Source organism: Streptomyces sp. NPDC046866 (genome assembly GCF_040704625.1).
Taxonomy (GTDB): Bacteria; Actinomycetota; Actinomycetes; order Streptomycetales; family Streptomycetaceae; genus Streptomyces.
Genome location: NZ_JBEYXN010000057.1, coordinates 1 through 10,380, shown reverse-complemented (window position 1 = coordinate 10,380; position 10,380 = coordinate 1). Strand labels below are relative to the sequence as shown.

8 protein-coding genes and 1 pseudogene are annotated in these 10,380 nt (G+C 71.6%); 8 read left to right on the top strand and 1 reads right to left on the bottom strand.

The window, feature by feature from the left end; genetic code table 11:
- Positions 1 to 216: 216 nt before the first annotated feature.
- The 7 genes from AB0953_RS35160 (at position 217) to AB0953_RS35130 (ending at position 9,060) form a co-directional block, all read left to right on the top strand.
- On the top strand, positions 217 to 1,011 hold the full coding sequence (locus AB0953_RS35160) for an SDR family oxidoreductase (RefSeq protein ID WP_366863673.1): 795 nt from the start codon (positions 217 to 219) through the stop codon (positions 1,009 to 1,011).
- Positions 1,012 to 1,019: 8 nt separating this feature from the next.
- Positions 1,020 to 2,282 carry an MFS transporter gene (locus AB0953_RS35155; protein ID WP_366863672.1) on the top strand — a complete coding sequence of 421 codons (1,263 nt, stop codon included), beginning with the start codon at positions 1,020 to 1,022 and terminating at the stop codon, positions 2,280 to 2,282.
- A 9-nt stretch (positions 2,283 to 2,291) separates the two neighbouring features.
- A complete protein-coding gene (locus AB0953_RS35150; RefSeq protein WP_366863671.1) occupies positions 2,292 to 3,983 on the top strand; it encodes an FAD-binding protein in 1,692 nt (563 codons plus the stop codon).
- A gap of 334 nt (positions 3,984 to 4,317) precedes the next feature.
- Positions 4,318 to 5,514 carry a UDP-N-acetylglucosamine 2-epimerase (non-hydrolyzing) gene (gene wecB, locus AB0953_RS35145; RefSeq protein WP_366863670.1) on the top strand — a complete coding sequence of 399 codons (1,197 nt, stop codon included), beginning with the start codon at positions 4,318 to 4,320 and terminating at the stop codon, positions 5,512 to 5,514.
- A 23-nt stretch (positions 5,515 to 5,537) separates the two neighbouring features.
- Positions 5,538 to 6,335, top strand: coding sequence for a hypothetical protein (locus tag AB0953_RS35140; protein ID WP_366863669.1), 798 nt, complete (start codon positions 5,538 to 5,540; stop codon positions 6,333 to 6,335).
- Positions 6,332 to 7,648, top strand: a complete 1,317-nt coding sequence (locus AB0953_RS35135) for a VCBS repeat-containing protein (RefSeq protein WP_366863668.1) — start codon at positions 6,332 to 6,334, stop codon at positions 7,646 to 7,648. The genes AB0953_RS35140 and AB0953_RS35135 overlap by 4 nt, the downstream gene beginning before the upstream one ends.
- Positions 7,649 to 7,794: 146 nt before the next feature.
- Positions 7,795 to 9,060: an acyltransferase gene (locus AB0953_RS35130; RefSeq protein ID WP_366863667.1), complete on the top strand. Its 1,266-nt coding sequence runs from the start codon at positions 7,795 to 7,797 to the stop codon at positions 9,058 to 9,060.
- A gap of 61 nt (positions 9,061 to 9,121) precedes the next feature.
- Here the strand turns inward: AB0953_RS35130 and AB0953_RS35125 are convergent, their stop codons facing one another.
- The gene (locus AB0953_RS35125) at positions 9,122 to 10,045 is read right to left on the bottom strand and encodes a helix-turn-helix transcriptional regulator (RefSeq protein WP_366863666.1); all 924 of its coding nucleotides are present in this window, start codon (positions 10,043 to 10,045) and stop codon (positions 9,122 to 9,124) included.
- 179 nt (positions 10,046 to 10,224) lie between these two features.
- On the opposite strand from AB0953_RS35125, the pseudogene AB0953_RS35120 reads away from it, so the two are divergent.
- Positions 10,225 to 10,380 (top strand): annotated as a pseudogene (locus tag AB0953_RS35120) (MFS transporter); the annotation flags it as partial.

The window sequence follows — 10,380 nt, the reverse complement described above, 5'->3', positions numbered from 1 at the left end:
ATCCACGCGGGCATCACCACCGCGGTGATCGTGAACACCGCGATCGTGCTGGTCGGGACCCTGTCCACGGTCCTCTTCCTCCGCGCCAAGCACACGGCCACCACCGCCTGACAGACGCGCTGTCTGCCCCTCCCCCCGAGAGGCGGCCCGGCCGGGCCGGGCCGCCTCCCCTCCCTCCCCCCCACGCACACAGGTCTCCTTCTCCCAAGGAACGTGATGGACCTCCGTATCGAAGACCGCGTCTACCTCGTCACCGGAGCATCCTCCGGAATCGGCGCGGCGACCGCCCGCCTGCTGGCGGCCGAGGGCGCAACCGTCGTCGGCGTCGCCCGCAAGCCGTGGACCCCCGAGGACACCGGCGGACGCAGCGGCACCGTCAGCACCGTCACCGCCGACCTCACCGACCCCGGCGCCGCCCGGCACGTGGTCGACACCGTGCGGGACCGCCACGGCCGCCTCGACGGCCTGGTCAACAACGCCGGCGCGCTGGAGTCCCGTACGGGCTTCCTCGCCGTGACCGACGAGCAGTGGCACGACACCTTCGAGGTCAACTTCCACTCTGCGGTCCGCATGACCCGCGCCGCCCTCCCCGCGCTGCTGGAAGCGGAAGCCGGTGCCCTCGTACACATCGCGAGCGAGGCCGCCCGCTTCCCCGACCCCGGCATCGTGGACTACGCCGCCACCAAGACGGCGCTGCTCTCCCTGTCCAAGTCCCTGGCCGCGGAGTTCGGGCCCCGCGGCGTGCGCTCCAACGTGGTCTCGCCGGGCCCCACCCGTACCGCCCTCTTCGACGCGCCCGGCGGCTTCGCCGAACAGCTCGGCCGGCGCTTCGGCCTCCCCGCCGACGAGGCCGTGGACCACTTCATCCGCGAGGAGCGCCGGCTCCCGAGCGGCCGCATCGGCACCCCCGAGGACGTCGCCCGCATCGTCGCCTACCTGCTGTCCCCGCTCGCGGGCCAGGTCACCGGCGCCGAATGGAGCGTCGACGGCGGCGCCCTGAGACAGATCTGACCGGGCCGATGCGACTTCCCCTCCCCCTCCTCGCCCTCGCGATCGGCGCCTTCGGCATCGGGACCACCGAATTCGTCATCGTCGGCCTGCTCCCGGACGTCGCCGGCGACCTGTCCGTGTCCATCCCGTCCGCCGGCATGCTGGTCACCGGCTACGCGCTCGGCGTGGTCGTCGGCGCCCCGCTGATGACCGCCGCCGGTGCCCGGCTGCCGCGCAAGACCATGCTCGTGGTGCTCATGGGCATCTTCATCGCGGGCAACCTGGTGTGCGCGCTGGCCGGCGACTACTCCGCCCTCATGGCCGGCCGGCTGATCGCCGCCCTCACCCACGGCGCCTTCTTCGGGATCGGCTCGGTCGTCGCCGCGGACGTGGTCGCCCCCGACCGGCGGGCCAGCGCCATCGCCCTGATGTTCACCGGCCTGACCCTGGCCAACGTGCTGGGCGTCCCGCTCGGCACCCTGCTGGGCCAGCAGTTCGGCTGGCGCTCGACGTTCTGGGCCGTCACCGCCGTCGGAGTCGTCGGCATGCTCGGCCTCGTCGGCCTCGTACCCAAGCAGCCGAAACCGCAGGCCGGAGCGCTGCGCGGCGAACTCGCCGTCTTCCGCAAGCCGCAGGTGTGGCTGGCGCTGACCACGACCGTGCTTGGATTCGGCGGCGTCTTCGCCTCCTTCACCTACCTCGCGCCGATGATGACCGAGCTCGCCGGATTCTCCGACGGCGCCGTCGCCTGGCTCCTCGTCCTCTTCGGCGTCGGGCTCTGCGTGGGCAACGTGGCGGGCGGACGGGCCGCCGACCGGTCCCTCATGCGCAGCCTGTACGTGATCCTCGGCGGCCTCAGCCTGGTGCTGGTGGTGTTCACCTTCACCTCGCACGCCGCCCTGCCCGCCGCGATCACCCTCGCCGCCTTCGGCGCGGTGGGCTTCGCGACGGTCCCCCCGCTGCAGGCCCGCGTGATGCAGCAGGCCGCAGGGGCCCCGGCCCTGGCCTCCGCGGCGAACATCGCGGCCTTCAACCTCGGCAACGCCCTCGGGGCCTGGCTCGGCGGCCTCGCCGTCGCCCACGGCCTGGGCTGGACCGCACCGACCTGGATCGGCGCCGGCCTGGCGGCGGCCGGCCTGGGCACCGCGGTCCTCTCGGGGCGGCTCGACCGCAGGAGCGGGCCGCGCCCGCTGCCCGCGGAACCCCTTCCCACCGGTCCCGGTGACTCACCCGCCGCGGCGGATGCGGCCGGAGCCGGGTACGGCACCACCCCATCATCGAACAGGAGTTGAGGAACAGCCATGAACGGTGTCGATCGCCGGACCATGCTCACGCGCAGTGCGGCCGTCGTCGGAGGCGCGGCAGTGGCCGGCGCGCTCGGCAGCCAGGCCGCGGCCACCGCGGCCCCCGCCCCGAGCCCGGCCAACGCGGCGGCCGGTGCGGCCGCCGGCGGCGGATCGGTCGTCAAGCCCGGAGACCCCCGCTACCCGCTGCTGACCACCGGCAACAACCAGCGCTTCGTCGCCCGCCCCGACTACGTCAAGATGGTCCGCTCGACCGCGGACGCCGAACAGGCCCTGCGCGACGCGGTCCGGGCCGGCAAGCGCGTCTCCCTGCGCAGCGGCGGCCACTGCTTCGCCGACTTCGCCGCCCATCCGGAGACCGAGGTCATCCTCGACTTCTCCGAGATGACCCACGTCGGCTACGACCCGGCCTTCCGGGCCTTCGTCGTCGAACCCGGCGCCCGGCTGATGAACGTGTACGAGGCCCTGTACAAGGGATGGGGCGTCACCGTCCCCGGCGGCATCTGCTACAGCGTCGGCGCGGGCGGGCACATCGCGGGCGGCGGCTACGGCCTGCTCTCCCGCGCCCACGGCCTGGTCGTCGACCACCTCTACGCCGTCGAGGTGGTGGTGACCGACGGCAAGGGCGGCGTACGGACGATCGTGGCGACCCGGGAGAAGAACGACCCGAACCGGGACCTGTGGTGGGCGCACACCGGCGGCGGCGGAGGCAACTTCGGCCTCGTCACCCGGTACTGGTTCCGCTCCCCGGACGCGAAGGGCACCGAACCCTCCCGGCAGCTGATATCCCCGCCGTCCACCGTCCTGGTCAGTGCCGTCGACTTCCCGTGGGAGCAGCTTACCGAAGCCAAGTTCGCGCGGCTCCTGAAGAACTTCGGGGCCTGGCACGCGGCCAACAGCGCCCCGGACTCCCCGTACCGCCACCTCTCCAGCCTCTTCAACGTCAGCTCCAAGGCCCACGGCAGCCTGGGCATGTTCACCCAGGTCGACGCGACCGTACCGAACGCGCGCAAGCTGCTCGACGACTACCTGGCGGCGATCACCGCCGGCACGGGAGTCACCCCCAAGGCCCTGACCCGCCCCACCGGCGAGCTGCCCGCGATGCCGCAGTTCGCCGAGCCGAAGACACTGCCATGGCTCCAGGCGACCCGGCTGGTCGGCACCAACAACCCGACCATCACCAATCCGACGTCCCGCGGCGGCCACAAGTCGGCCTACATGAAGCGGAACTTCAGCGACCACCAGATCGCGACGCTCTACCGCTACATGAGCCGGCCGGACTTCACCAATCCGGACACCATGCTGGTGCTGTTCTCCTTCGGCGGCCAGGTCAATGCCGCCGCGCCCGACGCGACCGCCAACGCGCAGCGCTCCTCCATCTTCAAGATGTGCTTCCAGACCTTCTGGGAGGACGAGAGGGAGGACGGCTTCTACCTGGGCTGGCTGCGCGACCTGTACGAGGACTTCTTCTCGGCGACCGGCGGCGTGCCGCTGATCGACGACAACACCGACGGCTGCTACATCAACTACCCCGACCGCGACATCACCGACCCGCACCGCAACCGCTCCGGCGTGCCGTGGACCACGCTGTACTACAAGGACAACTACCCGCGCCTCCAGCAGGTGAAGAAGCGGTACGACCCGTCCGACTTCTTCCGCCACTCCATGTCCGTCAAGCCCGCCCGCTGACGCCCCTTCCCCCCTTCCCCTTCCCCTCCCCCTTCCCCCTTTCCCCGCTCCTCCGCAGAAGCCCTGTGCCCGGTCCCCGGTGCACAGGGCTTCTGTCGTTCCCCCGCGCAGCTGTTCGAGTGGCCGCGCGGGGGTTCGTTGACTCCCCGACCCGCTCCGGGAAAGCTTGTTCCTGGCCGGAAGAGAGCAGCCGAAAACGCCTCTCGCGAGAGACCCGATCCCCTGGCCACCACCCACGGAACAGCCCTCGGCACCGCCATGCCGAGCTCCCGTCATCCCTGCACGCCCTGGCTCGAATCCATCCGTCATGGAAGAAATGGAAGTAGAGGAAACCATGCGTTCCGTCGCCGTAGTCCTCGGCACCCGGCCCGAAGCCATCAAGTTCGCCCCGGTCATCCGCGCCCTCCAGGACGACCCGCGCTTCGCACCCGTCGTGATCTCCACCGGGCAGCACCGCCAGATGCTCGACGAGACCCTCGACGCCTTCGGCCTCACCGCCGACGTCGACCTCGACGTGATGGCTCCCAAGCAGACCCTCTCCCAGGTCACCTACCGCTCGCTGCGCGGCCTGGAGGACTACTTCGTCACCGCCCCCGCCGACGCCGTACTCGTCCACGGAGACACCGCCACCACCCTCACCGGGGCCCTCGCCGGCTTCCACCAGCGGATCCCCGTCGTCCACGTCGAGGCCGGCCTGCGCAGCGGCCGGCTCGGCTCGCCCTTCCCCGAGGAGGGCAACCGCCGGCTCGTCGCCCAGGTCGCCGCCCTGCACCTGGCCCCCACCCCGGGCAACATGGCCAACCTGCTCCGCGAGGGCATCGCCGCCGACACCATCACCGTCACCGGCAACACCGTCATCGACGCCCTGCGCTGGGCCAGCGGCCGCGCCGACGACTACGGCGACCCCGCCCTGGCCGACCTCGACGAGGACCCCCGCCGGATCGTCCTGGCCTCCGCGCACCGCCGCGAGGCCTGGCCGCACCTGCCGAAGATCGGGCAGGCCCTGGCCCGGATCGCCGACGAGCCCGGCGTCCGCGTCGTCGTCCCCCTGCACCGCAACCCCGTCGTCCGCGAGGCGCTGCTGCCGTACATCGGCGCCCATCCGGCCATCACCGTCGTCGACCCGCTGCCCTACCTCAGCTTCTGCAAGCTCATGGGCCGCGCCGACGTCATCGTCTCGGACAGCAGCGGCAGCCAGGAGGAGGGGCCCGCCCTCGGCAAGCCCACCCTCGTCCTCGGCAACGTCACCGAGCGCTCCGAGGCCATCGTCGCCGGCACCGCCTGCCTCGTCGGCACCGAGACCGAGGGCATCGTCGCCGACACCCTGGCGATCCTGCGCGACCGGCAGGCGTACGACCGCATGGCGAATGCCGCCAACCCGTACGGGGACGGCTGCGCCACCGAGCGCACCGTCGCCGCCCTCGCCCACTTCTTCGGCATGGGGCCCGCCCCCGAGCCGTTCGTCCCCGAGACCGCCGTCGACGAGCTCAGCGTCGAGCTCGCCCGCACGGCCGACTTCGCCCGCACCTGAAGCCACCGAGAGGAAGCGCCCGCATGCGTGCCACACCGTCCGCCACCGAACGCCCGCTGAACTTCAGCACCCCGTACCTGAGGGCCGCGCTCGTCCGAGACGCCGTGGACCACCCCGTCGAAGGCCGCACCATCGTCGTCAACCCCGGCGTGAAGCCGGTGACCATTGCGGAGGAGCCCCGCAAGACCATCCCCCCGCTGTCCTCGACGGTGCTCGCCGACACCCGTATCGAGCAGGCCGACGCGCTGATCCTGCTGCGCAGCGCCGGCGAAGGCGCCGACGTGGCCGGCATCGTCGACCAGCCCGGCTGGTCGCACCTGGCCGACACCTCCGACCACGGGGACTTCCCCCGGGAGACCCCGCTCTACCGCAGCTCCCAGGACGACATCAACACCGTGCTGTTCGACCCCTCCTACGTGCTCGGCGAAAGCGAGACGGAGGGGTACCTGCGGGAGTTCAACGTCCGCGCCAACCTGTGGTTCGCGCCGGCCGGCACCGACTGCTTCATCCACAACAAGCACGACTTCATCGAGGTGCACACCCAGGTGCACGGCCTGGGCCGCATGCAGCGGTTCCGCAACCAGGACCAGGCCTCCCTCTACCAGGACGTCCTGATGAGCCCCGGCTACACCACCCCGGACCCCTTCTGCGCCACCGGCCCCCAGTGCACCTACCACTACCCGATGCACCAGTACCGGGCCGACACCGACTGCATCTGGCTCGCCATCGAGTACCACCCCGTACCCCGCGCCCTGCGCACGCTCCCCACCACCACCCTTCCCGCAGCCCGCCCCGCCGCCCTCCTGGAGACCCGCTCATGACCGCCGCCGGCAAGAACACCGACAACACCCTGCGCGCCCCGAAGTTCACCGCCGAGCTCGTCGCCGACCAGCTGCGCGACGGCTACTGGCTGGAGGCCCCGGACATCGACGGCGACGGCAGGCCCGACCTGTTCGGCTACGGCCTGCGCCTCGGCGAGATCTACTGGTACGCCAACGACGGCGACTGGACCCGCCGCCTCATAGCAGACCGCATCAAGATGCCCGTGGGCGCCGACTTCGCCGACGTCAGCGGCAACGGCCACCCCGACGTCATCGTCTGCTACGACCTCTACGGGCCGATCGGCACGATCCACGACGCCAACACCGAGGGCGGGAAGATCGACTGGCTGGAGAACCCCGGCACCCCCGACAAGGACGAATCGCGCTGGAAGCGCCACTACGTCGGACGCGCCACCGGGATGCACCGCCTGCGCGCCGGCCATTTCACCCGCACCGACCGGCTCCAGATCATCGGCCTGCCCATCGTCGCCAAGGAGGACGTGCACGCCGTCCTGCCCGTCGTGCTCTTCACGCAGCCCGACGACGTGCACACCGCCGAGGAATGGCCGATGACGGTCATCGACGACAGCCACTTCCGGATGATCCACGGCGCGGAGAAGAAAAAGGGCCTCATCCCCGGCTCCGACCTCGAGTCGATCCTGCTGGCCTCCGACGAGGGCGTGACCTGGCTGTACTACGACGAGGCCCGCCAGGAGTGGATCCGCGAGCTGATCGGCACCGGCGAGCTCACCCAGTTCGAGCAGACCGGCTTCCGCGGCAGCGGCGACCTGAACGCGGGACGCCTCGGCGACGACCCGATGGCGTACGTCGCCGCCATCGAGCCCTTCCACGGCAACACGGTGGCCGTCTACACCAAGAACGGCGACGGCGGCGGCCGGGGCTGGAACCGCGTCCTGCTGGACGTGTACGGCGACCCCAACGAGAACGGCGAGGGCCCCGGCCACCAGATCGTCTGCGCCGACTTCGACGGCGACGGCGACGACGAGTTCCTCGTCGCCCTGCGCGGGCCGTGGCCGTGGCAGGGGGTCATGTACTACAAGGCGATCGACGCCGCCAACGGCATCTGGGCCAAGTGGCGCGTCTCCGAGGAGTCCGTCGCCCGCATCGCCACCGCCGACTTCAACGGCGACGGCCGGCTGGACTTCGCGACCATCGCCTACTCCGTCCAGAACTACTACGTGGCCAAGGACGCGAAGCTCATGCTCTACCGCAACGAGATCGAGCAGGTCGGCCAGTCCGAGCCCATCGGGCAGGCCGAGTCGGCCGAGCCGGCCGGGCAGAGCGAGCAGTAGGCCGGGCCCGAACCCTCAACGGGCAGTCCCGCGACGCGACGCCCCTTCGCGCCGCCGGGGCCGTGTCCCGCCGCACGGCGGACACGGCCCCGGCGGCCGACCCTCACGAAACCTCTTCCGACCTCTTTGACGAAAGAGCGATCCCTGTGGCCTCCACGACGTCCTCCGACGCCGCGAAGCGGGCGAAGCTGCCCTCACTGACCGGCCTGCGGTTCTTCGCCGCACTCTCCGTCTTCTTCTTCCACTCGTCCCTGACGGACTCCCCGATCCCGCCCAACGCCCCGATCAACCCCTTCGCCGACGCGGAGGTCTCCCACTGGTTCTCCACCGCCTTCGGCAAGGCCGGCTACCTGGGCGTCTCCTTCTTCTTCGTCCTGTCCGGCTTCGTCCTCGCCTGGGCCGCCAAGCCGGGGGAGCGCGCCACCGCCTTCCTCCGCCGCCGACTGCTGAAGATCTTCCCCAACCACGTCGTCGTCTTCACCGCCGCGATGGTCCTCTTCGCGGGCGCGGCCGTCACCGGCGTGGCCGACTGGCTGCCGAACCTGCTCCTCATCCACACCTGGTGGCCGCAGCCCACCGTCAACCTCAGCGTGAACCCGCCCAGCTGGTCCCTCGGCAGCGAGCTCCTCTTCTACGTGCTCTTCCCGCTGCTGATCGTCCCGATCCGCAAGCTCCGCCGCGCGGGCGCCCTGTGGGGCTGGAGCGCCGCGATGATCGCCGCAATGGTCGCCGTCCAGCTGATCTCGACCTACCTCGTCCCCGACACCCCGAAGTCCACCATCACCCCGATCTCCGGCATGCAGTTCTGGTTCGGCTACCTGCTGCCGGCCGGCCGCCTCTTCGAGTTCACCCTCGGCATCCTGCTCGCCCGGATCGTCCTGGCCGGCTTCTGGCCGCGCCGCGTCGGCTTCGGCGTCTCCGCGGCCCTGACCGTCCTCGGCTACGCCGCCGCGCTGGTCGCCCCGTTCCAGTACGGCTTCGTCGTCGCCACGATCGTCCCCGTCGGCGCGCTCATCGGCGCCACCGCCTCCGCCGACGTGGAGGGCCGGCACACCTTCCTGCGCAGCCGCGTCATGGTCTGGCTCGGCGAGGTGTCCTTCGGCTTCTACCTCGTGCAGGGCGTCACGATCTTCTACCTCCGCTCGCTGTTCGGTGAGCACACCTTTAGCGTCCCGATGGCCCTGCTGGTCGTCGCCGGCTTCTTCTGCGCCTCGCTGCTGGGCGGCTGGCTGCTCTTCCGCTTCGTCGAGATGCCGATGATGCGGCGCTTCGGCCGCAGCAAGGCCTCCCGTACGGCCGCGGTCCCGGCCCGGACCCCCGCCGAGGCCCCGGCCCCGGCGGAAGGCGCTGCGGCCGGCGTCCCCGCCGGCGCCGAAGCGCACGTACCGGCCGCCGCAGGCCGCACCCTGTGACCGGCGGGGGCCGGTTGAGGACCCGGCCCGGGTCCCACCCCCGCTCCGGCCCCCGCTCTCCTCAGCGCTCCCGCCCGCCGCCCGCGTCCGCATCCGCGGAGGCGGGCTTCGGGCCGTCCGGCGCCGGCCCCTGCACACCGGCCGCCAGGCTCGACAGCATCCGCAGCGCCGCATCGGAGGGCGATCCGGCCGGGGCCGTGTACAGCAGCATCCGGTGGTTGGTGCCGTCGGTGAGGTGCAGGTTCTCGAAGTCCAGGGTCAGCGGCCCGACCACCGGGTGGTGCAGCTCCTTCGTCCCGACCGTGCAGTCGCGTACGGGGTGCTTGGACCACAGCGTGGCGAAGTCGGGGCTCTGCAGCATGAGCGAGCCGATGAGCTCGGCGAGCGCCCGGTCCTCGGGGTTGCGGCCGGCGACCAGGCGCAGCGCCGCGAGCGCCACGCGCGCCTCGTTCCTCCAGTCCGTGTACAGCTCCCGGGTGTGCGGGTCGAGGAAGAGCATCCGCGTCAGATTGGGGCGCACGGCCGGGTCGCCGGGGCTCGCCGCATCGAGATGGCCGGCCAGCAGGGCGTGGCCCAGCGGGTTCCAGGCCAGTACGTTGTTGCGGCCGTCCAGCACCACGGCCGGGACCTGCGGCATCGCGCCGATCAGCCGCTTCGTGGCCTCCCGGGCGTACTCGGGCCGGGGCGACGGGCTCCGCTTGGCCCGCGGCGGGCGGGCCAGGTTCAGCAGGTGCGCGTGCTCGTCCGGCGTCAGGTTCAGGGCGCGCGCCAGGGCGTCGAGGACGCTGTCCGAGGCGTTGGTGCTCTGCCCCTGTTCCAGGTGCGTGTAGTACGTGATGCTCACACCGGCGAGCAGGGCCAGCTCCTCGCGCCGCAGCCCGGGCACCCGGCGGCGGGTGCCGTGCGAGGGGAGGCCGACGTCTTCCGGCTGGAGCTGGGCCCGGCGCGTACGCAGGAACTCGCCCAGGGCGGTAGGTGTGTCCATGCCCTCCAGTCTGCCCGGGCAGCGCGCGGGGCGCTGCCCGCAAGGGTGGCCCTGCGAGTGCTAGCTTGCGCGGCGCCAGCAGAACCAGGGGGCTGGGTAACCCCCGCCGGCCCGTCCACAGTCGATTCCGGAACACGGCCTCCTCGTGCCGTGTCGGTCGGAAGGGATGTGTGAGGACGATGTCGGTTGTCGAGGGTGCTCGGGTTGCGGAGGGTGTGGGGGAGGGCCCGGTTCGTTTGCACGGGCGTTTGAAGTTGGTGCTGGTGGTGCTGCTGGTGGCGCAGTTCATGCTGGCGGTGGACTTCTCGATCCTGAACGTGGCGTTGCCGGTGATC

Bases quoted from the DNA above. Each gene is read 5' to 3' on its own strand.
- AB0953_RS35160 (WP_366863673.1), top strand. From the start codon at position 217: ATGGACCTCCGTATCGAAGACCGCGTCTACCTCGTCACCGGAGCATCC.
- AB0953_RS35155 (WP_366863672.1), top strand. From the start codon at position 1,020: ATGCGACTTCCCCTCCCCCTCCTCGCCCTCGCGATCGGCGCCTTCGGC.
- AB0953_RS35150 (WP_366863671.1), top strand. From the start codon at position 2,292: ATGAACGGTGTCGATCGCCGGACCATGCTCACGCGCAGTGCGGCCGTC.
- wecB (WP_366863670.1), top strand. From the start codon at position 4,318: ATGCGTTCCGTCGCCGTAGTCCTCGGCACCCGGCCCGAAGCCATCAAG.
- AB0953_RS35140 (WP_366863669.1), top strand. From the start codon at position 5,538: ATGCGTGCCACACCGTCCGCCACCGAACGCCCGCTGAACTTCAGCACC.
- AB0953_RS35135 (WP_366863668.1), top strand. From the start codon at position 6,332: ATGACCGCCGCCGGCAAGAACACCGACAACACCCTGCGCGCCCCGAAG.
- AB0953_RS35125 (WP_366863666.1), bottom strand. From the start codon at position 10,045: ATGGACACACCTACCGCCCTGGGCGAGTTCCTGCGTACGCGCCGGGCC.